The sequence below is a fragment of the Cecembia rubra genome (assembly GCF_003014575.1).
In the GTDB taxonomy this organism is placed as follows: Bacteria; Bacteroidota; Bacteroidia; order Cytophagales; family Cyclobacteriaceae; genus Cecembia_A; species Cecembia_A rubra.
In genome coordinates this window covers 43072-64387 of record NZ_PYGF01000003.1, presented here as the reverse complement: position 1 = coordinate 64387, position 21316 = coordinate 43072, and the positions used below count along the sequence as shown (strand labels likewise).

The following is a 21316-nucleotide window of genomic DNA, read 5'->3' as shown; positions in this document are numbered from 1 at the left end:
GAGTGAAAACCTGACAGCGGTAAATTTGGAAATCCGGTAATCATTGAGAATAAATTAACTTTTGCGAAAAGTTTAGATTAGAAAGTGTTATGCCATACATTCAGATCAATAACGCCAAAATTTTCTATGTCAAGGAAGGTAATGGGCCTGAGACAATCGTATTCGCCCATGGACTGTTGTGGAGTCACAAAATGTTTTTGGAACAAATCGAATTCCTGAAAAAAAAATACACGGTTATAGCCTATGACCATAGGGGCCAGGGACAATCCGAAGTACCAGATGGACCCTATGATATGGATTTATTGACGCAAGACGCGTTAGAATTGATTGACAAAGTCGCCTGCAAGCCAGTCCATTTTGTTGGACTTTCTATGGGGGGCTTTGTAGGCATGCGTTTGGCAGCCAGATATCCGGATAAAATCAAAAGTCTTATCCTTTTAGAAACTTCTGCTAATCCCGAACCGGTGGAAAATTTACCCAAATATAAATTTCTGAACGGTATTGTAAAATGGTTTGGCGTGATTCCCAAAGTTGCCAAGGAAGTTATGAAAATCATGTTTGCCCAAAGTTGGTTGGAGAACCCCAAAAATAAAGAAGCATACAAAAAGTGGCTAAATGAACTTCAATCAAATAAAAGATCCATTACTAAATCTGTTGAAGCAGTAATTTTCAGAAAAGGAGTAGAAGAAGAAATCCGTAGCATTCAATGTCCTACCATGGTGGTTGTAGGGGATGAGGACGTGGCAACAAAACCCGAAAAAGCAAAATTCATACAAATGTCCATTCCCAATGCGGTGCTCCATATGGTTCCGGGGGCAGGCCATAGCAGCTGCATTGAAAAACCTGATGAAATAAATAAGCTTATCAGGGAATGGTTGGATCAATTATCCTGATTATTAAAAAAAAATTGTAAAAATTTTCAATAATTGGAACTTTAGCGTACATTTGCGTGTATATACATTAAATGCATAAGTAGGTTATCTTATGAAGATTGAAGAGGCGATCAAGCAAAAGGAATTCAAAGATCCATACAACAAAGCTGTGGTGAACTTGTTGTTTACCCATAGTCATATTGTTTCCAGGCAAAGTAATCTGTTCAAGCCCTTTGGATTATCTCCAGAGCAATATAATGTGCTCCGTATCCTAAGGGGACAGAATGGAAGTCCCATTACTGTGTCGTCTATTCAGGATCGGATGTTGAACAAAATGTCAAATGCTTCCAGGTTGGTAGAAAAGCTTAAACAAAAAAAACTAGTACTAAGGGAGGAATGTCCAACAGATAGAAGACAGGTAGACATCTTGATTACTGATAAGGGACTTGAGGTGCTTGAAAATTTAGAGAATGCTATTTATAATCTCAATAGGGAGTTGGTTCAATTGAGTGAAGGAGAAGTAGAGCAATTGAATTTTCTCTTGGATAAACTTAGAGGGTAAAAAAATTAAACAAATTTGTGTATAGACAATTAATGTATATAGCGATTATAATTTAACTTAAAACAAATAAACTAAAACTATGAGTACAGTTGCAAAATGGGTTATTGACCCAACACATTCCGAAATTTCATTTAAAGTAAAACACTTAGTGATTTCAACCGTGACCGGTTATTTCAGAAAGTTTGAAGGAGCTGCTGAAACTACTTCTGATGACTTCAATGGTGCTAAGGTTTCTTTTACAGCAGACATCAACAGTATCGATACCAACCAATCTGACAGAGATGGTCACTTGAAGTCAGATGATTTCTTCAATGCAGAGAAGTTTCCTAAATTGTCATTTTCCGGTGTTTTAGAAGGAAGTACCTTGAAAGGAGATTTGACAATCAGGGATATCACAAAAACAGTTGAGCTGGAAGTGGATCTAGGTGGTGTCACCAATGACCCTTATGGAAATACTAAGGCAGGGTTTGAAATCGAAGGTAAAATTTCTAGAAAGGAATTTGGTTTGATGTGGAATGCTGTCACTGAGGCAGGAAGTGTGGTAGTTTCCGATCAAGTAAGAATCATTTTGAACGTTCAGCTCGTTAAGCAATAAACAGGTGATTTGGTTGATTTGATTAAGCAAGGTTGTTGGCAGGACATCTCCTTTAAGATGTCCTCCAATAGCCGCTAAGAATCAACCTTGAAACCAAAATTAATCATCTTAAATTCATTATCATGGCAACACTTATCACTGGTATCCATCATATCACGGCCATTGCAGGCAATCCCCAAAAAAATATTGACTTCTATACTGGGGTTTTGGGTCTAAGGATGGTTAAGAAAACCATCAACTTTGATGCCCCTGATGTATATCATTTCTATTTCGGAGATGAACTGGGAGCACCAGGTACTGTATTTACAACTTTCCCATTTGATGGTGCGAGAAAAGGAACCAAAGGGACCGGTGAATTGACCTATACTGCTTTTTCAATTCCCAGTAAAGCTATGTCTTATTGGATGGATCGATTGGCCAAATTCAATATTCCTACTTCAACGCCGCTTAACAGGTTTGGTGAAAAAGTGATAAGATTTGAGGATCATGATGGAATGGGTATAGAGCTTGTTGCCAATGACCAAGATGAAAGAATGGGCTGGACTTATGGCACAATCCCGTTGGAATTTTCAATCAGGGGCTTCTACGGAGCTACCCTAAATCTTAAAGCAAAAGAACTTACAGAAAAGTTGCTCACCCAATTCATGGATTATAGGTTCATTGCTGAAGAGAATGGGAGATTCAGGTATGGTACCAAAGGGAAACCAGGTGATATCGTGGACATTGTAGTGGATAAAGATGGGCGTCAAGGTGTTCAGAGCGCAGGGACGGTACACCATATCGCCTTTAGGACGGATAATGAAAAAACCCAAGTTGAGATTCAGCATAAGCTTCTAGATAATGGTTATCACGTCACTGAAGTTAAGGACAGAAATTACTTCAAATCCATTTATTTCCGTGAACCGGGAGGGGTTTTGTTTGAAATTGCAACAGATGAACCAGGTTTTGCTATTGATGAAGATGAGGCATTATTAGGAGAGGCATTGAAACTTCCAACATGGGCAGAGCCACAAAGGGAAAAGATTGAGAAAAGTTTAGCTAAAGTATCCCTAAATGTAGAAAAGTATGCCTGAAACAATATTGAGAGGTAAACCGCTGGAAGAGGCAAAGAAAGTAGCCGTCATGGTTCATGGTAGAGGAGGGAATACAGCTAGTATTCTTGGCCTGGCAGACTATTTACATCTAGATGATTTTGCTTTAGTAGCTCCCCAAGCGCCTGGGAATACTTGGTATCCATATAGCTTCATGGCCCCAGATAAAAGTAATGAGCCTTCTTTTTCTAATTCTTTGAAAACTTTGGATGGGATTGTGGAGGATTTGAAAGCCAAAGGATTTGATTCAGAACAGGTTTTCTTTATCGGTTTTTCCCAAGGAGCTTGCCTATCTCTTGAGTATACAGCCCAAAAGGCTCAGAAATGGGGTGGAGTAATTGCCTTTACTGGCGGATTGATAGGAGAGCAATTTAACCCTTCCAAATATGGAGGTGATTTCGATGGTTGTCCGGTATTCTTCGGCTCAAGCTATCAGGACATGCATGTCCCCTTATCCAGAATTGAAGAATCAGCATTACAATTCGAGAAAATGGGGGCTAATGTAAAAAAGTTGATCTTTCCAGATACTAATCATACCATCCGCCAAGAGGAAATTGACTGGGTGAATGAAAATATCTTAAAGTAAAAACCAATACTAATCCAACTTTGAAATATCCAGGCAGGAACTTCTACCTGGATATTTTTTTATGGCTGTTTGATGACTTGGAACGAATGCTTGGCTGTGTGTTTGTTTCCAAACATATCCGTAGCTTCAACTTCAATAATGTATTCTCCTGATGAAAGATTGCTTGGCATGGAGGCTCTCCAAAGGTGGTCCGTTAAAGCAGGATTGGATGGTCTTCTCCCGGGCAAGTAATTTTCTGTCGTGTCCCATTCCATAACCTCTAACCAAAAGCTGGGGTCTGTTCCTTCCAAGTTGTCCATAGATTTCCAATCTCCCTCATTTATTCTATAGCGGACTTTATCGGAGGGGCTACTGGTAAAAAAGTTGGCTACAATTTGTGCAGTGGTACGAACCCCTTCCACTAATACTTTTGGGGCATGGATCTGCATCTGGTAATCTGCTGAATTTCCGGCAGCTTTATAGCGAGCGGAATATTCGGAGCCATTGATTTCCAAAAACAAGTATCCTTTTGGAGAACCATCCCGCATGGTGGAAGCAGGAGTTCCATCTGCTAATATTTTTCCACTGTACCAGTCTCCTGATGGAGTACCAATGTTGAAGTGGTGATGGGGTTTAGCACCTTGAAAACCATCTTTTTTATCGAAAAAAGTCTGTTTCATATAATGGGTATGAGCCGAAAGAGACAGGGTATTTGCATATGGGGAGATGAGTTCCAAAAGCTTTTCCCGATCTGTATCCCGGAAACTATCTCCATTTTCTTCAAAAAGTGGAATATGCATCAATAAGACCACTAACTTGTCTTTTGGGACGAATTTCAAGTTGTTTTCTACAAAAGCAAGCTGATCCTTTCTAAGACCTCCCCAATAGCCCTGTCCATCTCTTGGATCTGGGTAAAGAATATTTTCTAAGACGATAAAATGAGCATCTCCATGGTTGAAGGCATAAGTGGCGGGGCCAAAGGAAGCTGTAAAGGATTCATCACTGAACTCATCAGTACTGACATCAAAATTCATATCATGATTCCCCATTACCTGAAACCAAGGCACCCCAACCTTGCCGATGATGTCTTTATATGCTGGAAAAAAGTCAGGCCTATCCCCTACTAGATCCCCCAAGGATGCGCCAAAGCTAATGTCTTGAATACCTTCTACCTCTTTCACTATTCCTTCATAGAACCATTCCAATTCTCTTTCATTATATGGTTGTGGATCTCCAAAAATCAGAGCAGTAAAGGATGACTCTTTTTCAGAAGGATATAAGCCAAAAGCAATCGATTTTGGTAATGGTCCAGTAGGTGCAACGCCAGGATACTTCAGGCCTGATGGTGAACCATTCGGCTTATAGATATAATAAAACTGTGGGATATTGTTTTCATAATGGGGGAGGTCATAGTCAGATGGTTTGATAACAAAAAGGGATTGGTGTTCAGCAATCGGGATTTCGTATTTCCCCTTATCATCAGTAAGCACCACCTGGATTCCATTGGAAACAGCTACACCAGGGATGCCTTTTTCTCTCCTTTCTTTTTTTCCGTTTTTATTGCTGTCTTCATATACTATACCACTAACTTTTTCTTGGGCAAATGCTATGGATGTAAATAGCAGGGCTATTAAAAGGATTTGGAGCTTTTTCATTGGGTTTTGAATTTTTCAATAAAAATAGAAGATTTGACCAAAACCAGTGTTTTCAAATAGTTACGATTACGTTAAGGATGTTGAGTGGTTTGAAGCTTATGGTGATTGGGTCAAGATTTAACGCCTTGAACTATTTGAAGGATATTATTAAATAGAACTTTCTCTACTTTTTGGATCTAAAAATTATTTTGTAAATATCTGTATATCAATATTTTAACTCATAAAATGAAAAATTACTCAATAAAATGAGTAAAATTACGTAATTGAATGATTAAATTGGCAATTCATTAATTTTCAATAGTATGTCTTATCAAAGGGTAGATAAAAAAATACTTCTCAAGAGACTCAAAGATGAACCTAGGAGGTTTATACAGGTGGTATATGGTCCTAGACAGGTAGGGAAAACAACCTTGGTCCGACAGGTGATGAGGGAGCTTAAATACCCTGCGCAATTGGTAGCCGCGGATGCTGTCCCGGCAAGTGATAAGTTGTGGATTGCCCAACAATGGGAAGCAGCCAGGTTCCAACAGGCAAAGCAGGCTGACCAACCATTTTTGTTGGTGATCGATGAGGTTCAGAAAATTGATAATTGGAGCGAGCAGGTCAAGGCAGAGTGGGATAAAGACAGTGCCGATGAGCAGGATATCCGCTTGGTACTATTGGGTTCTTCGCGTCTGATGCTGCAGCAGGGGCTGACAGAGTCCTTGGCTGGAAGATTTGAGGCTACTTACTTGGGACATTGGTCTTACAGGGAAATGAAGGATGCTTTTGGTTTGACAGCTGAGGAATTTGTATGGTTTGGGGGCTATCCGGGAGCCATCACGCTAAAAGATGATGAAGACCGATGGAAAAGCTATGTCCGTGACGCATTGTTGGAAACCAGCATTTCCAAAGACATCCTGATGTTGACCCGCGTGGATAAACCTGCCCTGATGAAGCGGCTCTTTGAGTTGGGCTCTTCCTATTCGGGTCAGGTGTTGAGTTTTACCAAGATCATGGGACAATTGACTGAAGCGGGCAACACCACCACTTTGGCAAATTACCTTGAACTCCTTAATGATGCAGGACTTCTTGGTGGACTTGAGAAATACAGTCCCAATATGGTAAGGAAGCGTGCTTCAAGCCCCAAATTTCAGGTCCATAATACCGCCATCATGTCCGGGATATCCGATGAAAGTTTGGATACGCTACTGGAATCCCCCAAAATTTGGGGAAGGTGGGTAGAGTCGGCTGTGGGAGCACATTTGGTCAATCAGGTATTTAAAGACAAAAAGCTTTCTCTCTATTACTGGAAGGAGGGGAATGACGAGGTGGATTTTGTTTTGGAATACAAGAAAAAAGTCATCGGGCTGGAAGTAAAATCCGGGCATACAGGGCGATTGACAGGTTTGATTGCTTTCAAAGAAAAATTCAACCCTGACAAAGCATTAGTGATAGGCACAGGTGGGATTCCTTGGCAGGAGTTTTTACAAATGGATGTATTGGATTTATTTTAAAAAAGACAGCCCTATTGGCTGTCTTTTTTGGTTAATATTGCTTAAAAATATTTGTTTAACTTATTGATAATCAATTAATAAATTGTGTTTTTATAAATTTACTCAATATATTGAGTAAATTTTCTTAATGGAGTGAGTATTTTTTTTATTGCTCCAACCGAAGTTTATATAAAGTATAAAAATCCTCCTCGGTTTCATTGTTTGCTGCTCTGTTGAAATACAGAAAGCCATCCCTTGCAATAAATCCCAAATAACTGTCCAGAAAATCGGGCAGTTTTATATCTGTCAATTCATTCCCTTCCAAAGTGAACACTTTCATTCTTTTTTCCCTTTTGTAGACTTCGGCTTCTTCTTCGGCTTGGGCTTTATTTTCATCTATATCGTATAGTTGGTCAATTTCGATAATTCTTTCTTTTGGCAACCCTTCGAAATACATCAGGTAAACATATTTATTGTCCACTTGAAGACTTCTTATACCTCCTTTGGAAGGCTCCACAAAAAGGTCCCAATCGACATATTCGGCCGGAATACCATCACTTAGGTTCACGTTGATCAGTTTAAGTTCTTTTTTAAAAGATAATTTATAGGGATAGGTTTTTTCATAGGCATACAAAACAGGATTGGCATCATAGGTGACATAGATAAAATCTTCTCCCAGTACAATACGGGAATATAAGTCTCCATCATCATAGTATTTTCCATCAAAAAACCGTGAATCTTTTTCCAAGGGGAAAATATGCTCCAAATCAAAAGTCTCAGGATCAATCAAAGTGCCTCCTCTGATTTTTTCCAAATAGCCAGGCGCTGTTCGCTTTCCTTTAACAGCACCTCCCCGGTAAAGGATTTTTGTATTTTCCTTATCTTTTAGAAGGATTGGCCCGCTCCCTGTATTTCGTAAGATTCCCTTCAATGAGTAATCAGGATTGAAAGGAACAAATTTGGCTTCATTCCCTTTCAGATCGTACCACTTAAGACCTTTTGATCCGATAACAAAAACCATATGATCATCCCAGAATGACATTTTTGAAAAAGCATAACCAAAGGAATCAGGCCGATCTCCAGATTTGTTTATTTCGCTGAATATTTCGCCTTTCTTGTCGATCAGGAAGTAGGTGTTTTTCTGATAGTCAGCAGTTAGAAATAGCTCATGGTTAGGAGAAATGTCCAAAAGCATCATTTCTCCCAAATGCTCCACCTGCAATGAATCCACCAAGACCAAACTCCAATTTGAAGCTGAAGTCTCTTCAGAGGGCTGCTTACAGGATTTTAGTGATACTTGCAGTAATGTTAAAACCAACAGTAATTTTATTGTCCTCATGTTTTGGTCAGGTTTTTATTTCTTACTTATTTGTTCTACTTACCCGATAACGTTGTAAATAAACTAATTTTTGAAGTATTGTTTGTAGATCTCAGTTAATTTCAGGATTTTGAAGCATGAATTATTTAACCTCGAGAAATTTTCTTTCCGTTTATTTTGTCTTTTCCATTCTGAGCACATTTCTATTTCTAATTGGAATATTTGGAACTATGCCGGTGGCTATAGGTCTAACCGGTTTTGTTTTCTGTTTTTCAATTGGGGCTGTAAAAAATATGCTTTCCGGAAGTAGTACTAAATTTTCCTATGCGGCAGTATTCTGGGGTATAGCCATATTACTTTCTATTCAGGTTGTTTTGTTGTTTGATACGGGATTCAAACACATGCTACTTTATGTGACGACATTTTTGTTGATTCTTTCCGTTTTTATTGTCTATCGTTTTGAGATGGACAAAAGGCTTTACCTCTTGCTTTTTCTGATCAGCCAGATCTCGGGACTTATTTATATTAATTTTTAATTTTTGGAAATTTCCGTTTCAAATTATCCCTTTTGATCGGTCCTTCAGACCCCTGGGTTATCTGGTAATTCCCAGGGCTGAGCCCTAGGCTATTACGGGACGGCCCATCAGTCCTTTGCTGAAATCTGCCTTTCTAGATTCGTCTTCTTGTCGGGCGTACCTACGGCACTTCCCCTTTTCCCATGTCATATTCCAACCCTTCAATAATTTACCGGGTCAAGATTTAGGTCATGCCTTCCGACATCCCACTTTCCTCCGATTTCTCCCTTCTTGATTCTTGCCTCTTGTTTCTTGTTTCTTTATTTCTCGCTTCTCGCCTCTAAACTCTCGCTTCTCACGTCTCGCTTCTAAAAAGAATATCCCACCAAACTCCCCCTATCCGCATCCAGCTCTACTTTGGCATAGACGCCGATTTCCTGCTGCAATTCTTCCACATGGGAGATGATACCTACAATTCGGTTTTCGTGGCGAAGGGATTTGAGGGTTTCGAATACGACCCTGAGGGAATTTTTGTCAAGTGCTCCAAAACCTTCGTCCAAGAAAAAGAAGGATTGATCAGCCTGATTGAGTGACTTGACTTTTTCGGCCAATGCCAAAGCAAGGCAAAGGGAAGCTTGGAAAGTCTGCCCACCGGAAAGGGTTTTCAGCAGGCGCTTTTTGCCCCCGTTCAGGTAGTCTATCACCCAGAAGGTATTGTTGTCGTCGATGTCCAGACTGAGGCTGTTTTTGGTCAGCTTCATAAAACGCACATTGGCGGTATGGCAGAGCTCTTTCAGGTAAATGGCACTCACATACTTTACAAAACCACTGCCCTTAAATAGCCTTTCCAGTTCTTTGAGGTCGGATTCCCTGTTTTCCACTTTGGCAAATAGCCCCTGTAGGCCCTTTTTTTCTGTCAATTTAGTTTGGATGGTTTTGATTTCCTGTTCCAAAAGGGCTTGGGATTTCTGAATTTGTGAAAAATGTGCCTGGCTTTCCTTCAATGCCTCCCAGCTCTTGGCAAAAGCCTCCTCACTGAATGTGGTCAGCCCTTCCAAGCCTTCCAGTTCTTGAAGTTTGCTTTTCACCAGAAGTCTCCTGTCTTCAAATTGACGGATCTCGGTATCCACTTTGTCCGCATCCAGAGAATGGTTGAAAAGTGCGATCAAAGCCTCTTGGTCCGAAAATCCGTGTTTCACTTTGAGGTTTGCAAAATTAGCCTCCAAGTCTTTGATTTTATTGAGGTTCTCTTTCAGGTTTTTCTCGAAGTTTTCAAGGTTGGCCAGGTTGGTGGCTTGTTTGTTCTTGGTTTCCTGGATCACCTTAAGTTTACCTTCCAGTTTGAAGGCGGTTTCTTTGATGTCCCATTCCACTTTTTCGATGGCCTGTAGTATACTTTCTTTGGGCCTTGGATAGAATGCTTTACTGAATTCAGGATCCTTGATTTCTTCTTTTTTGGACAGTATTTTGCTTCGGACTCCTACCACTTCATTTTCGGCAGCCCTTAAACGGTTTTCCTCATCTTCCATAAGTCCCCTCTCTTTTTCCCATTGGGATCTTAAGTCCTTGAGTTTTTCCAGACTTTCCTCCTTTTTTCGGATAGCGTTTTCGGTTTCGGAGATTTTTCGGGCCAACTCCTCTTGGGAAGGGATACCCTGCAGGGTAAGCTGTTGCCTGAGCAGCTGCAGTTGGTTTTCCATTTGGTCCAAGTCTTCGGCCAGTTTGTCCTTTTGGACCCTGAAGTTGCTGAGGTGGATGCTGTATTCCCTATGCTGTAGGGATTGGGTTTGTAGGTGATCCAGGTGCTTTTTAAGGTTTTGGATTTGTTCTTGGAGTGAAGAAAGGGCCTGACTTTCTTTTTCAGCCTCCAGTGGATCGGGATGGGACAAAGATCCGCACAAAGGGCAAGCTTTGCCTTCTTCCAAAAGATGCACATGGGTGGCTAGGCCGGCTTTTTTGCCCAGCATGTCTTTTTCATTTTCCAACTGCTGCAGTTGGTTCTTGGCAGTAGCGATCGCCTTATCAAAGTTTTCCTGTTCTCCTGGCAGTCCTCGCTGAAGTGCATGGATTTTTTCTTCGAAATGGCTGATTTCCTTCATCAGGGCAGTCTTTTCTTCCTGTTTTTTCTGGACAGTACTGCCCAACTGCTGCCATTCTTTGCCTGCACTTTTCCAATCAGCAAGCATGGAGCTATCCGTCGTGCCGCTGTTTTCCAGTTCTTTTTCCTGGTTTTGTATGCCCGAGCTTATCTGCTGCAGAGCTGTTTTTCTGGCCACGAGTGCTGGCTGGAGGTTATCCATGGCCTGCTCCAAATGGAAAAGGTCTATTTCCAGCTCCTTGACCTCAATGACTTTTTGCAAATCCCGGATTTTGGCCTCTCGGACAGATTTCTGATCGGCTTTTTCTTTCAGATCCTGGAGCTCTTTTTCATGTTCCAGAATTTCTTCGGCGTAATTGTCCCTGAATCGGCTGCAATTATCTATGCTTACCCTGTTTTTTTCAGCATCTACATATTGGTCCTGTAGCTGCTCCCAAACTGGTTTTAAGTAAGTTTTGGCTTTGAGGAAGTCTTTCCACTGGTTTTTCTTGGATTCGATTTCCGGTTTTTTGGCCTCCAAACTTTCCCATTCGCTTTGGAAGTTTTTCCATTCCTGGTGTTTTTCCTTCAGGATCTCCTGTTTTTTGAAAAGTTGTTCTGCTAATTCAAGGGTGCTTTTTTGCTGGAGGATTTCCTCTTGGGTGGCTTTCAACAGGATTTCCTTTTCTTTCAATAGCTCCTCATGGATTTCTTCCAAGCCCTGCAACTGGGTTTCCAGACGGATTTTTTCTTCTCTGGTAATCTTCAAGAGGGTACTTGTCTTGGACGCTAGGTCGAAGCGCTCCAAACCAAACAGTTCCTTCATCATCTCGGCCCTTGGGCCGGGGGTAAGGTCAATGAATTCCCGGAACTTGCCCTGTGGTATGATTACCGTCTGCTTGAAATGTTCCTTTTTCATGCCCAAAATCTGCTCTGCACCTTCGGAAATGGGTTCCAGCTGCTCTCCAGATTTTTTATAAAAAGTATGTTCAGCAGGCTTGACATCCTCAAAATTCTTTGGGTTTCTTTTTGCAGAGTAGCGGGCGAGATAGGTCTGGGAATTATTTTTTCCTGAAAGGAATTCAAAAGTAATCAACAAAGCCTCCGATTGCAGGTTGAGCATGCTGTTTTTTTCACCACGATCGGACAACCTTTCGGTACTGCCGTAAAGTGCGAGCAATATGGCTTCCAAAATGGAAGATTTGCCGCTGCCTACAGCACCAAAAATACCAAAAAGCCCGGCAGCGGTTAGCTGAGTGAAGTCGATGAGTTGTTTTTCTTTGTAAGAGTATAGTCCTTCTATTTCGAGTCGGAGGGGGATCATGATTTAACTTTTAAAAATGTGGTTGATGATTTTGATGGTTTTTGGCTTTTTGGGACAGATATTAATAGATATTGAGATATTAGGATATTAGGATATTTTTTTACATAATTAATCACAATTTTTCTAGAGGGTAAATTCAGGTAAGGTCATGTGCTCTTCCTGAATAAATATCTATTAATATCCAATATCAACCAATATCAATTTCTTTCAGTTGACATTCTTAATTTGATTTTTGGGTTGTCCAATTGATTTATTCCTGACTGATGACTTCTTTGAAGAGGTCGAGCAGATCGGAATTGGGTTCCAGTCCCCGTTCGCTTTGGTAATACATCTTGAACAGGCTTAGCATGTCTTTTTCCAGGTCTTCTACTTTGAGACTAAGGTTTTCCTGTCCAAGAGGATTTTTGATCTGGGGGATCAGGTTGACTATTCCGTCATGGGCTTTCATCAGGGCTTTTCTGGTGGAGGCATCGATGGCACTTTCAGTGACGTAGGTCAGTTCCACAAAGCAGTAAGGATTTTCTCCTAGCCATTCCAAAGCAGATTCCAGATTGTGGAAAGTTTTTCTGTAAAGCGGTCTTCCTTTCTTAAGTGCGATGGGGCGATAGTTCACAGCTTTTCCGGGTAGGGCTTCAATCAGTACTACTTGCTTTTCCTGGTCTGCTTCGCTAAAGGAGTAGGCAAGGGGAGAGGAGGAATAGACGATTGGGCAGGGTTCTTTTGCCACAGCATGGTAGCGGTGGAGGTGGCCCAATGCTGCATATTGGATTTGGTTGGGAATGTTATGTGTGTAAAGTGCCTGTGTGCCTCCTACGTGGAGGATGGGCCTTTCCGATTCGGGTTCGGTCTCCATGGCTTCGCCCTCCTTGGTAAAAAAGAAATGACCTACAAACAGGTTTACACCCTTCTCATCGCAATATTTGTTGGCAAGTGCTTCCCATTTGGAAGCCATGAGTTGCCGAAACTCCTTTTCCCTATCCCCATCTCCCAAATACGTTTTGAGCAGGAGTTCATTGGCATAGGGTGCCAGTAAAATTCTCAGGGGGAATTCATATTTAGGAAGTTTCAGTTGTATGAATCCAGTTTCGCTCTGCAGGATTTGTATGCCATTGTCGAGTGTTCCAGTAGGAATCAGGCTGTCATATTTGGAGTAGAAGATAATGCCCATTTCCCTGGCCAAGGGGTCGGGAGCTTCGATAAACTGGGTAGAGTCATGGTTGCCTGAAATGGCGATGATGGGTCTTTGGCCATTGTTGGACAGTTTTTTGAGGGTTTTGTACAGGAGTTCGACCGCTTCATGATTGGGGTTGAAGCTGTCAAAAATATCCCCTGCGAGCAGGACAAGGTCCACGTCTTCGTTTTCAGCAATATCCACGATTTCCTGGAGGACTTCCTTTTGTTCTTCCAATCGGGAATATTCCTGTAACCTTTTGCCTAAATGCCAGTCTGCGGTATGGAGTATTTTCATGTTTTAAAAATAAGTGTTTTTGATGGTTTAGCCACAAAGTCACGAAGGCACGAAGTTATTATGGGTTGGTCAAAAATGTGCAATCTGCACGCAAAGGCGCAAAGGCGCGAAGTGTTTTGATTATTTGGCCAGAAAGGCACGGAGTCGAAAAGTTTTATGGAATTTTGGCCACAAAGCCAGGAAGGCACAAAGGGATTTTCAATTTAAATGCTTTTTTCTTCAAGGAATGATCTTAATGTCTCTTCTTCATTGAAATTTTCGGGGAGTTTAATTTTGCCCGAAAGCCTGGAAATTTTTTCATCAATAAGGCTATTTGGTTGCTCGCGGGCTACAAAATCTCTTAAATAATTCTCCACAAGACCGTAAAGACTCCTTCCCGTCTGATGGGCATAGGCTTTAGCCTTTTCGATTATTGTTTCATCGACATTAAGGGTGAGCTTTTTAGACATCCACCTAATATTTTGATAAATATCCGTGAAATTAATTTTTCTTGTTTTATCGCCTTCATTTTATGATTGGTTATGACTCTTTTTCAATAATTTATCTTGTTAATAAAAAAAAATTAGTGAGAACTTGCTTTTTAATCTCAGGGGGGGGTAATTTTATTCTGAAAAGTGAAGGTATTCCGGAAACATTACTTTTTGGGGAAGGTATCCCTGCCCTACATGGTGTGAAAGGGGGGATTAAATTTTATAAATTATGAAAAAATTAATGAGTTTATTGATGGTTCTGTTTTTGGCGATTTCAGCTCCATTTTTCGCCTTTGCCTCTGGTGGTTGCAATGTAAATGTATGCCCTGGAGGTAGGGATATGTGCTGTACAGAAAAAAAATCAATTCTGTGGGGAGCTTATGAGTGGGAAGTAACTCACTATACAAACAGGAGCATACCTACGCAATAATTTTAGATTTTAACCACAAATGGCTGTCCCTGGGTTTCAGGGACAGTCGTTATTTAATTTGATCTAATATGGTTGGTAAAATTTATGTCTTTTTGGTTTGTTTTGTGGTTTTCATTCTAGCTTGTAGCAGAAAAGAGATTGATCCAAACAATTACCCTATAAATATTCAGAATGAAGATCTTATAGTCTTAAAAGAAAGGGATTTTCTTGATACCCTTAAACTAATTAACAGTTTTGTTTTCTTTGGGGAGCCTTTGGGTTTTTCAGTTGAAAGAGGAGAGATCTATGTTTTGGAACTTTTTTCAAAGGACTTTTATCGGCTTTCAGCCAATGGCGAGATTCTTGCAAAATATCCTATTGGAAATGGGGAGGGGCCCAATGAGCTATTGAATCCAATCAACTTCTTTTACCAAAAGGGAAATCTCGATATAGTTGATGTTGGAACCCTTGCTGTGAAAAGGTATTCAATTGCTAATCAGAATTTTGAGTTGAAAGATAATCTTAAGGTGAAGAGTGCTATTTACAAGATGTTAAAAATTGGTAATGAAGAATACCTCTTCATTACAAGTAAAAAACAGGGTTTAGATTTCCGAATTATTGATTACAAGGGGAATTCAAAAAGTATTGAATTTATCAATGAACTTTTTTTCCCAATTGATGCTGCCGGGATGCATTATGACGGGCGCATAAAAGTGTTTCGGGATAAAATCTATTATTTTTTAATGGGTAATTCCAAATTTCTTTGCTTTAATAAAGACAGGCTTGAATTCATAGGAGAAATGATCCATCGGGTACCAAGAAGGAACATACAGACGGCAGGAAATATGATAAGGGTGGTATCTTTTGAAACAGCCGTATTCGATTTTGATGTAGACAGTAAATATATTTATCTGCTTTCGGGGGTCCCGTATAAAAACTTGGGGAAAGATTCGTTTTCCTTGGATTTATATGACGCGACTAACGGTAAGTACCTTCATTCATATCATTTGCCATTCCATTCTGAGTCAGAGGAGTATTTGCCCCAAGGAATAAAAGTTGATGGAGAAATGATTTATGTGCAATTTGAAGAAGGCGCCTTTGCTGTATTTGAAAAACCAAAGCATTAAGTCATGAGAATGCCTCTTTGTTTTTTAGTAATAGTTTATCTGCTAAGCTGTGAAGGTAAATTGCCAAACTATTTTGATGTTCAGGAGGATATAAAAAAGAGAAGTTTTGATTTTGGCGCTACGGGCTTATCTTCTCATACGATTTGGCCCCCCACTTATTATAATTTTGGTGATCACCATGTGATTGTTTACAACCCTTACCGGCATGGTCTTGATACCTTGAAAAGGGAAAAAGATTTTTTTTATTTGATGAGAGGGATTGATTTGGAAAGAGAAGGACCTGGGGCAATTAATGATTTTGAGAGCTTTTTTTATACAGATACTCATCAAGTATTTGTTTCAAACAATGCAGTGATTACAAAAAATGAAGGGTCAAATCTTGCTTATTACAATATTCCAAAGATGATTGGACCATTAGTAAGTGGGCCTTTTGTCATTGGTCGGTTAACTGATAATTTGTTTGGAAGGATTCAAAGCAGTTTTGATAAAGGAAATGACCTGTTATATTTTTTTGTATTTGACGGTGCGGATAATACACTGCTTTTATGTAAGCTCGATCTAAGGATTGGAGAACTTGAACTGATTTCCCATCCGGTAGATGTCCAGGAGCTTAAAAAATTTCAAATTTTAATTGACGATCAAGGAACTTACATTGCCAATCAAAGGCTTCCGTACATTCATGTAATAGACCAAGAATTGATTATTTCTTTCAATTATTCCGCTGACTTTTTCATTTTAAACAGCAATACAGGCAAATATGAGAAAATTAGTAACGGATCAGAATTGTTTCCAAGCAGCAAAACGGTTGACGTTCGTCTTGAAAATAATCCTGACATTTTGAAAGTTATGGAAGCTATGGATGAAGTTTTAGCAGATGTAGAGTTTGGTGCAATTCAAAAATTTGGGAGTGAAGGTGGGTTTTGTAGGTTAGTGAGAGGGCCAGTAATCAATCAAGACTATTCCAATGCAGACTTTTTTCTTGAGATTTTTGATTCCAAATGCAAAAAAATCCAAGAAATCCATTTAAACAGGTTGGCCCCTGATATGAGTCCTTTTTTTATCTCATATCCTGATGGTTTATTTATAAAATCAAAAAACCAATCCAATGAAGAAAAATTGGATTACTATTTCATTCCTTTAGAGATTTTGCGGTCTGATGATTTTTGATTTTGATAAAAAAACTTAGTGAAAACTTGTTTTTTAATTTCGGGGGGGGGGGTAAATTTAGTCTGAAAAGTTAAGGTATTCCGAAAGCATTACTTTTTAGGGAATGTAATCCTGCCCTGCTTGGTGCGAAATGGAAAATAAATTTTTGAAATGATGAAAAAATTGGCAATGATAGTATTAGTAGTAGGGCTGAACTTTACATTAAGTTTTTTCTATTCAAAGAGTGGCGAGAAATTAGTTGCTCAAACAAATTATTCGAAGATGCCGACTCCTAAATGGTGTCCTGAGGCCTTAATGTATGCAACCGAGTGTTCAGCTTCTGGTATGGGATGTCAGATAGTTAGGTGCAAAAAAGCAGACGCATGAAAGCAACTTTTTGTGGTTTAGGAAAGGGAAATTACAGATCAAATATTTTCACGAAGTATCTGTTGTTAACACTGATTGTAATTTTTTTTCAAGGGTGTTATGGGAAGAGGTATGAAGACCGAAAAGATAAAAATTCGGAACCTTTACCTAAATATACTGTAAATGTCCATGAAGAATATCCCATTGAAAGTTTATTTGAACTAAAGGAAATTATACCAATAAACATAGAAGAGAAAAATTTTCTTGTTGACATCTACAGGCTTCAAGTTTCAGAGGAAAATTTTTATTTATTGGACAAGGAATTTGGAACGTTGATAAAAACGTCAAATGATGGTTATCAAATTGCAAAAATTGGAAAATTTGGAAGTGGGCCTGATGAGTTGCCCGATATAGCTGATTTTTCATTAAGTGAAGCAAGTGGGGAATTACTTCTTATTAGTATTGAAGAACGAAGCTTGGCATTTTTTGATTTGGAAGGAAATTTTAAAAGAAAAATTAAACTTAAAAATCAATCTGATATGCTTTCTGTTGATGGAAAAGGAAAAATTGGTATGTCTATAACCTACTTTAATGAAGAATTTTCAAATTTTGAGCTGTTGGATAGTGCAGGGAAAAGCATAAAGAGACTTTTTCCTTTTCCAAAAGATGTGTTTCCAATAATCCTCAAAAATATTTCAGGTCACATTACTAAGGGCTATGAGGGAGGGATTTTGTATCAAGAACCTGCAAATTCAGTGATTTACGAGATAAATCAGGATGAACATTTTCCCAAGTATCAATTCCTAAGTTCTCAACCAATTTGGCCACAAGATAAAAAACATCAATTAAATAGCTTTTTCGAAACCTTAGCCACTGGAGAACTTTCATTTCCAACTCGGTTTTTTGAGGAATCAGAAAACCATCTTTATTTTGGGTGGAACAAGGAAAAAAATAAAAACTCACAAAAAATAGTTGATTTCAGGGTAGGGGTTTTTGATAAACAAAATAATAGAACTTATCTAACAAGGGAAAGCCCTCTAACTTCTTTTTTATCCGGTCCCATGGCTGTGGAAGGCAATTCTGTTTATTTTATTATTCCATTATTTAAACTGCTCGATTTATCTGATGAGCCTGTATTAGAGAGTTACAAGACTGAAATAATCCAGTTAAAAAATAAATTTCAAGACATGGATTTTCCAGTTATTTTAAAAATGAACCTAAAGATTCTATTGGAATCAGATTAGGGTTTTTTAGTTTAGAACTAAAAAGATTTTAGAGAAAGATTATTGATAATTGAATTCTAGTTAGTTAAATAAAAAATTATGAAAAGAATCAGTTTAATTTTGACAATTTGTGCTTTGAGTTTCACATTAGGATTATCTAGTTCGAGGAGCTCAAATTTGGTCGTGGCTAGTAATTTCCTAAAAATGGCTGAGGCAAGGTTGTGTTTTGGAGACTTACGTTACTTACTCATTGTACTGGATGAAGGGCAGGATGCAATCCACACCGATGCGATGAAGGCAATCAATAAAAAAGGATAGATTTTTGTCAAATCTCTTAAATTAGATTCCGAAGATTTCTTTTGCCGATTTTAAATAGAAACTTAGAAAATATGTTTTTGTATCTTTTAATTATTTCTTTATTTCTTAGGATGGGATTTTAGGTAACAAATAATAATTTTTAAATAAATGAATTGATTAATCAGTTGAAAAAGAAGTGTTTTAGGTTTTAATGTATGCTTTTATATCCCATTTATTTTCACTATCTTCAAACTTCTAAAAAGCTTGAGGGGTTGTTAAAATTCATTAAATCCCGGTTAACGGATTGTTTTTGGTACGTGAATTGCTTTTTCGCAGGTCATGAAATTAATTGCACTTATTTTGGTTTTTGTTCTTCAATTTGCCGCTTTTGCGGGAAGTAATGATTCTTTGCCGCCTGTTGAAGAGCGTTTGAAAATCCAGGAAGGGGTAGCAAGTTTTTATGCCCGTAAGTTCCACTTAAGAAAAACAGCAAGTGGGGAAGTTTACAATATGGAAGAATTGACTGCCGCGCATAAATACCTTCCATTTGGGACCATGTTGAAAGTGACCAACCTTAAAAATGGGAAAGAAGTATGGGTGAAAGTAAATGACCGTCTTCCCCAATCTTCTAAAAGGATTATTGATCTTTCCAAAGCTGCCGCGCAGGAACTGGATATGGTCAGAGACGGCATCGTCAAAGTGAGGGTTGAGGTACCGGATGAAGAAACCATCATTTCTTTGTTGGAACATTTTCAGGACGAAAAACCGGAAGACCTTAGACTTCGACTTTACGAAAATCCAATCCCTTTTGAAAGACCCTGTATTTTTTCCCTCAGTCCGAATTTCATCTTGGAACCTACCCTACTGGCAATGAATTAAAAAATAATCGCAAAGTTTTTTTATGAAAATTGCGAATTAAAGAAAAACCTGGCTGTCTTTACAACCAGGTTTTTTTGCATTAAAGGCCTTTTGATTTATCTGCCAAAAGCATAGCGGATATTTAAACCAAATCCACCTGGCCTAAAATCAGTAACTTCCACAATGTCGACTCTTGGCCTCCAGTCAAGACCTAGTACCAAAGGCACTTCTCTGAATTTGTATTCTAAACCAATTTCACCACTGACACCAAGAATAAAAGGGTCTCCGATCAACAAGGATGGACCCACACCTACATACCAGTGGAAAGCCTCAGCTCCCAAAGGCCTGTAAATAAAGTTCCACAGCGCCTCCATGCCGACACCTCTGTTGCCAAAGGCCAAATCAGCATGTACCCTGCTGTATTTGCCCAAGGCAAAAATACCATCAATGGCCACATTGTTTCCTAAAACATCTCCGAACCTCAAACCAACTTCCTGTGCCTTTGCCTGGTTCAAAGACATCATGACCAAAAAGAGAATGGGTAATGCAAGTAGTTTTTTCATAGTTTCAAGTTTTAGTTTTACAAAGTCAGTTCAAAATTAAAAGATTTATTTGAAATAGGTTGCGCAAAGTGCATGCCGTTCTTTTCAATTGATTCAAAGAAATAAAATTCATATGGGAAGATGACAATCTTGATTATAGATTTTCAATTCCATGGAGCTTATAATATCAATGCTATAATTTTTCTAAAATCCTTAATTTTTCAAAGCCTAGACTTTGAATTTTAGTTAAAAAATTAGTTATTTAAGGATTCTTAATCATAAGCAAAATGGGAGTTCATAGATTTCAGCTTTTTTTATTGATTTCAGCTTTGTTTTTAAGTTCCTGTAAAGAAGAGGAAGGTAAAAGTCAGGACCAGCCTTTGGAATCCTTCCGAGCCGAAGTATCCGCCACACCTGTACGGGTGGCCCAAGCAGAGCGAAAATCTTTCGATTATCTTATCAATGCTACTGGGAAAATGGAAGCCTTGGAGCAAATTAAAATCAATGCCGAGCGCACTGGAATATTGGAACTTTCGAAGTTAAGGGAGGGTGATTTTGTAGAAAAAGGAAAAGTTTTGGCCCGATTGGACCTCAGGGAGAGTCAGCTTAAATTTGAAAAAGCCAAAATTGCCCTTAAAAGTGCAGAGGTAAATTACCAATCTGAAGCCCTCAGTTTTTCGGAAGTATTTCAGGGAAATGACGGAAAAAGGAAAAAAGAAATTGAAGATTATCTAAAAGTAAAAAGTGGCTTATATGCTGCTGAGCTTGATCTTAAAGAAGCCGAAATGGACTTGGAGAAATCTACCATCAAGGCGCCCATATCAGGAAGAATTGCTGATTTAAAAGTGAGGACCGGGTCTTTGATTAATGCAGGGGATGAATTGTTTGAAATCATCAATACAGGCCAGTTGGAGCTAAAAGTGAAGGTTTTGGAGTCAGATATCAATTTGATCTCTTTAGGGCAAAAGGCTGAAATCTATCCTGTTGGCGGAAGTTTTCCGGATTTGACCGGGACCGTAAGAAGCATCAATCCCAAGGTAGATGAGAACGGACTCGTTCAGGTTTCGATTCTGGTCAGTGCGGCCAAAGGCCTGCTTCCCGGCATGAATGCCCGGGCCATCATCCGTGCCCCACAGAACAATTCCCTGGTGGTCCCCAAAGAAGCCCTCGTGTATCGTTCCAACCGTCCAGTGGTATTTACCATTGAAAACAATGAATCCAAATGGAATTATGTGGAGGTAGGTAAGGACAATGGCAGGGAAGTGGAAGTGCTTTCCGGAATAGAGGCAGGCATGACGGTCATCACTTCGAATAATCTGCAATTGGCCCATCAGGCACCTGTACAAATCGTCAAAGAGTAA

The 21316-nt window shown here is 39.3% G+C and carries 20 protein-coding genes; 14 read left to right on the top strand and 6 right to left on the bottom strand.

Going from position 1 to position 21316, the window contains the following annotated elements; translation table 11 throughout:
- Window positions 1–89 precede the first annotated feature (89 nt).
- The 5 genes from CLV48_RS07165 to CLV48_RS07145 all read left to right on the top strand — a co-directional run bounded on the left by CLV48_RS07165 (window position 90) and on the right by CLV48_RS07145 (window position 3706).
- Window positions 90–893, top strand: a complete 804-nt coding sequence (locus CLV48_RS07165; protein ID WP_106566608.1) for an alpha/beta fold hydrolase — start codon at window positions 90–92, stop codon at window positions 891–893.
- A gap of 91 nt (window positions 894–984) precedes the next feature.
- Entirely contained in the window at window positions 985–1434 is a 450-nt protein-coding gene (locus tag CLV48_RS07160) for a MarR family winged helix-turn-helix transcriptional regulator (RefSeq protein ID WP_106566607.1), read from the top strand.
- 79 nt (window positions 1435–1513) lie between these two features.
- Window positions 1514–2029, top strand: a complete 516-nt coding sequence (locus tag CLV48_RS07155; RefSeq protein ID WP_106566606.1) for a YceI family protein — start codon at window positions 1514–1516, stop codon at window positions 2027–2029.
- 122 nt (window positions 2030–2151) lie between these two features.
- Window positions 2152–3102: a ring-cleaving dioxygenase gene (locus CLV48_RS07150; RefSeq protein WP_106566605.1), complete on the top strand. Its 951-nt coding sequence runs from the start codon at window positions 2152–2154 to the stop codon at window positions 3100–3102.
- Complete coding sequence (locus CLV48_RS07145; RefSeq protein WP_106566604.1) at window positions 3095–3706, top strand: alpha/beta hydrolase; 612 nt, start codon at window positions 3095–3097, stop codon at window positions 3704–3706. The genes CLV48_RS07150 and CLV48_RS07145 overlap by 8 nt, the downstream gene beginning before the upstream one ends.
- Before the next feature lie 59 nt (window positions 3707–3765).
- Here the strand turns inward: CLV48_RS07145 and CLV48_RS07140 are convergent, their stop codons facing one another.
- On the bottom strand, window positions 3766–5340 hold the full coding sequence (locus tag CLV48_RS07140; RefSeq protein ID WP_106566603.1) for a calcineurin-like phosphoesterase C-terminal domain-containing protein: 1575 nt from the start codon (window positions 5338–5340) through the stop codon (window positions 3766–3768).
- A gap of 302 nt (window positions 5341–5642) precedes the next feature.
- Between CLV48_RS07140 and CLV48_RS07135 the strand changes: the two genes are divergently transcribed.
- Entirely contained in the window at window positions 5643–6836 is a 1194-nt protein-coding gene (locus CLV48_RS07135) for an ATP-binding protein (RefSeq protein ID WP_106566602.1), read from the top strand.
- Window positions 6837–6981: 145 nt separating this feature from the next.
- Here the strand turns inward: CLV48_RS07135 and CLV48_RS07130 are convergent, their stop codons facing one another.
- Window positions 6982–8154, bottom strand: a complete 1173-nt coding sequence (locus tag CLV48_RS07130) for a hypothetical protein (protein WP_106566601.1) — start codon at window positions 8152–8154, stop codon at window positions 6982–6984.
- Window positions 8155–8270: 116 nt separating this feature from the next.
- On the opposite strand from CLV48_RS07130, the gene CLV48_RS07125 reads away from it, so the two are divergent.
- Complete coding sequence (locus tag CLV48_RS07125) at window positions 8271–8669, top strand: hypothetical protein (protein WP_146140077.1); 399 nt, start codon at window positions 8271–8273, stop codon at window positions 8667–8669.
- Window positions 8670–9016: 347 nt separating this feature from the next.
- Here CLV48_RS07125 and CLV48_RS07120 read toward each other — a convergent pair whose 3' ends face one another.
- The 3 genes from CLV48_RS07120 to CLV48_RS07110 form a co-directional block, all read right to left on the bottom strand.
- Entirely contained in the window at window positions 9017–12049 is a 3033-nt protein-coding gene (locus tag CLV48_RS07120; protein WP_106566599.1) for an SbcC/MukB-like Walker B domain-containing protein, read from the bottom strand.
- 250 nt (window positions 12050–12299) lie between these two features.
- Window positions 12300–13517 carry a metallophosphoesterase family protein gene (locus CLV48_RS07115; RefSeq protein WP_106566598.1) on the bottom strand — a complete coding sequence of 406 codons (1218 nt, stop codon included), beginning with the start codon at window positions 13515–13517 and terminating at the stop codon, window positions 12300–12302.
- A 203-nt stretch (window positions 13518–13720) separates the two neighbouring features.
- Complete coding sequence (locus tag CLV48_RS07110) at window positions 13721–13966, bottom strand: DUF6364 family protein (RefSeq protein WP_106566597.1); 246 nt, start codon at window positions 13964–13966, stop codon at window positions 13721–13723.
- A gap of 250 nt (window positions 13967–14216) precedes the next feature.
- Between CLV48_RS07110 and CLV48_RS07100 the strand changes: the two genes are divergently transcribed.
- The 6 genes from CLV48_RS07100 to CLV48_RS07075 all read left to right on the top strand — a co-directional run bounded on the left by CLV48_RS07100 (window position 14217) and on the right by CLV48_RS07075 (window position 19434).
- Window positions 14217–14417, top strand: coding sequence for a hypothetical protein (locus CLV48_RS07100; RefSeq protein WP_106566595.1), 201 nt, complete (start codon window positions 14217–14219; stop codon window positions 14415–14417).
- 68 nt (window positions 14418–14485) lie between these two features.
- Entirely contained in the window at window positions 14486–15523 is a 1038-nt protein-coding gene (locus CLV48_RS07095) for a hypothetical protein (RefSeq protein ID WP_106566594.1), read from the top strand.
- 3 nt (window positions 15524–15526) lie between these two features.
- Window positions 15527–16690 carry a hypothetical protein gene (locus tag CLV48_RS07090; RefSeq protein WP_146140076.1) on the top strand — a complete coding sequence of 388 codons (1164 nt, stop codon included), beginning with the start codon at window positions 15527–15529 and terminating at the stop codon, window positions 16688–16690.
- 362 nt (window positions 16691–17052) lie between these two features.
- Window positions 17053–18279 (top strand): 6-bladed beta-propeller, encoded by a 1227-nt coding sequence (locus tag CLV48_RS07080; protein WP_106566591.1) that lies wholly within the window; start codon window positions 17053–17055, stop codon window positions 18277–18279.
- 78 nt (window positions 18280–18357) lie between these two features.
- Window positions 18358–18576: a hypothetical protein gene (locus tag CLV48_RS20380; RefSeq protein ID WP_146140075.1), complete on the top strand. Its 219-nt coding sequence runs from the start codon at window positions 18358–18360 to the stop codon at window positions 18574–18576.
- A gap of 318 nt (window positions 18577–18894) precedes the next feature.
- The gene (locus tag CLV48_RS07075) at window positions 18895–19434 is read left to right on the top strand and encodes a septal ring lytic transglycosylase RlpA family protein (protein WP_106566590.1); all 540 of its coding nucleotides are present in this window, start codon (window positions 18895–18897) and stop codon (window positions 19432–19434) included.
- Window positions 19435–19529: 95 nt separating this feature from the next.
- Here CLV48_RS07075 and CLV48_RS07070 read toward each other — a convergent pair whose 3' ends face one another.
- The gene (locus CLV48_RS07070; RefSeq protein WP_106566589.1) at window positions 19530–19976 is read right to left on the bottom strand and encodes an outer membrane insertion C- signal; all 447 of its coding nucleotides are present in this window, start codon (window positions 19974–19976) and stop codon (window positions 19530–19532) included.
- A 266-nt stretch (window positions 19977–20242) separates the two neighbouring features.
- Between CLV48_RS07070 and CLV48_RS07065 the strand changes: the two genes are divergently transcribed.
- Window positions 20243–21316, top strand: coding sequence for an efflux RND transporter periplasmic adaptor subunit (locus CLV48_RS07065; protein ID WP_106566588.1), 1074 nt, complete (start codon window positions 20243–20245; stop codon window positions 21314–21316).

Bases quoted from the DNA above. Each gene is read 5' to 3' on its own strand.
- CLV48_RS07075 (WP_106566590.1), top strand. From the start codon at position 18,895: ATGAAATTAATTGCACTTATTTTGGTTTTTGTTCTTCAATTTGCCGCT.
- CLV48_RS07115 (WP_106566598.1), bottom strand. From the start codon at position 13,517: ATGAAAATACTCCATACCGCAGACTGGCATTTAGGCAAAAGGTTACAG.
- CLV48_RS07100 (WP_106566595.1), top strand. From the start codon at position 14,217: ATGAAAAAATTAATGAGTTTATTGATGGTTCTGTTTTTGGCGATTTCA.
- CLV48_RS07135 (WP_106566602.1), top strand. From the start codon at position 5,643: ATGTCTTATCAAAGGGTAGATAAAAAAATACTTCTCAAGAGACTCAAA.
- CLV48_RS07110 (WP_106566597.1), bottom strand. From the start codon at position 13,966: ATGTCTAAAAAGCTCACCCTTAATGTCGATGAAACAATAATCGAAAAG.
- CLV48_RS20380 (WP_146140075.1), top strand. From the start codon at position 18,358: ATGAAAAGAATCAGTTTAATTTTGACAATTTGTGCTTTGAGTTTCACA.
- CLV48_RS07165 (WP_106566608.1), top strand. From the start codon at position 90: ATGCCATACATTCAGATCAATAACGCCAAAATTTTCTATGTCAAGGAA.
- CLV48_RS07065 (WP_106566588.1), top strand. From the start codon at position 20,243: ATGGGAGTTCATAGATTTCAGCTTTTTTTATTGATTTCAGCTTTGTTT.
- CLV48_RS07090 (WP_146140076.1), top strand. From the start codon at position 15,527: ATGAGAATGCCTCTTTGTTTTTTAGTAATAGTTTATCTGCTAAGCTGT.
- CLV48_RS07155 (WP_106566606.1), top strand. From the start codon at position 1,514: ATGAGTACAGTTGCAAAATGGGTTATTGACCCAACACATTCCGAAATT.
- CLV48_RS07130 (WP_106566601.1), bottom strand. From the start codon at position 8,154: ATGAGGACAATAAAATTACTGTTGGTTTTAACATTACTGCAAGTATCA.
- CLV48_RS07095 (WP_106566594.1), top strand. From the start codon at position 14,486: ATGGTTGGTAAAATTTATGTCTTTTTGGTTTGTTTTGTGGTTTTCATT.
- CLV48_RS07145 (WP_106566604.1), top strand. From the start codon at position 3,095: ATGCCTGAAACAATATTGAGAGGTAAACCGCTGGAAGAGGCAAAGAAA.
- CLV48_RS07120 (WP_106566599.1), bottom strand. From the start codon at position 12,049: ATGATCCCCCTCCGACTCGAAATAGAAGGACTATACTCTTACAAAGAA.
- CLV48_RS07070 (WP_106566589.1), bottom strand. From the start codon at position 19,976: ATGAAAAAACTACTTGCATTACCCATTCTCTTTTTGGTCATGATGTCT.
- CLV48_RS07125 (WP_146140077.1), top strand. From the start codon at position 8,271: ATGAATTATTTAACCTCGAGAAATTTTCTTTCCGTTTATTTTGTCTTT.
- CLV48_RS07150 (WP_106566605.1), top strand. From the start codon at position 2,152: ATGGCAACACTTATCACTGGTATCCATCATATCACGGCCATTGCAGGC.
- CLV48_RS07140 (WP_106566603.1), bottom strand. From the start codon at position 5,340: ATGAAAAAGCTCCAAATCCTTTTAATAGCCCTGCTATTTACATCCATA.
- CLV48_RS07160 (WP_106566607.1), top strand. From the start codon at position 985: ATGAAGATTGAAGAGGCGATCAAGCAAAAGGAATTCAAAGATCCATAC.
- CLV48_RS07080 (WP_106566591.1), top strand. From the start codon at position 17,053: ATGAAAGCAACTTTTTGTGGTTTAGGAAAGGGAAATTACAGATCAAAT.